The sequence below is a fragment of the Burkholderia sp. AU33803 genome (genome assembly GCF_002223095.1).
GTDB lineage: Bacteria > Pseudomonadota > Gammaproteobacteria > Burkholderiales > Burkholderiaceae > Burkholderia.
In genome coordinates this window covers 1-626 of sequence record NZ_NKFJ01000021.1, presented here as the reverse complement: position 1 = coordinate 626, position 626 = coordinate 1, and the positions used below count along the sequence as shown (strand labels likewise).

General features: G+C 48.4%; 2 rRNA genes. Both read right to left on the bottom strand.

The window, feature by feature from the left end:
* Positions 1–113 (bottom strand): 23S ribosomal RNA (locus CFB41_RS37060); the annotation flags it as partial.
* Between the two features lie 395 nt (positions 114–508).
* Positions 509–626: ribosomal RNA gene (locus tag CFB41_RS37050) — 16S ribosomal RNA — on the bottom strand; the annotation flags it as partial.

The window sequence follows — 626 nt, the reverse complement described above, 5'->3', positions numbered from 1 at the left end:
CATCTACGGATCAAAGCTCGTTTGCCAGCTCCCCGTAGCTTTTCGCAGGCTACCGCGTCCTTCATCGCCTGTGATCGCCAAGGCATCCACCACATGCACTTGTTCGCTTGACCCTATAACGAGTCTGCCTCGCGACAGTTCGCTACAGGTTGAGTTCTCGCGTTGTGCCGTATTCCAATTTAAGTCGAACATAGAGTTCGAATCATCTTGAGATACATCGATACAATCACAACCCGGATAGTTTTCACGTCCATCTCAAGACGCTTCCGCTATCCAAATTACTTGCTTCTTCCAGATTGTTAAAGAACGACAGCCGATACTTTCGTACCGCTCTGACTGGCTCAATCGCCAATGAGAAAAACTCGAACCAAACTTCATTCGAATGTTTGTCATTGATGATTATCGAAAGCGGCCGGCATTATAACCGATTAAACCGCTAACAGACAGTCTTTCTGTCTTTATCAACAGCCGATAAGCGTGAGCGCTCAACTTGTGCGAAAAGCTCTGGAAAGGAGGTGATCCAGCCGCACCTTCCGATACGGCTACCTTGTTACGACTTCACCCCAGTCATGAATCCTACCGTGGTGACCGTCCTCCTTGCGGTTAGACTAGCCACTTCTGGTAAA